Here is a 260-nt window from a genome sequence, read left to right on the forward strand (position 1 = left end):
GTCAGATTGTGATTTTTGCCCTGCTGGATTTTATTATCGGTGCGGCAATTTCAGCACTGGCGCCTAACTTTGCGGTTCTATTGGCGGGTCGAATGATTCAAGGGATTGGAACCGGTCTGATTCTGCCACTGATGTTTACGATTGCGATGCAGATTTTCCCACCAAAAAAGATTGGTAGCATTATGGGAATCTGCGCTTTGGTAATCAAGTTTGCCCCGGCAATTGGGCCAACTTTGACAGGTTTGATTCTGGCCGAGCTT

Annotated in this window: 1 protein-coding gene; it reads left to right on the forward strand. The window is 46.9% G+C overall.

The window, feature by feature from the left end; translation table 11 throughout:
• Positions 1-260: MFS transporter (locus LI126_RS14850; protein ID WP_227165696.1), on the forward strand; the 260-nt coding region annotated here is incomplete at both ends.

The sequence above is a fragment of the Mediterraneibacter sp. 210702-DFI.5.30 genome, from assembly GCF_020560115.1.
In the GTDB taxonomy this organism is placed as follows: Bacteria; Bacillota; Clostridia; order Lachnospirales; family Lachnospiraceae; genus Mediterraneibacter; species Mediterraneibacter faecis.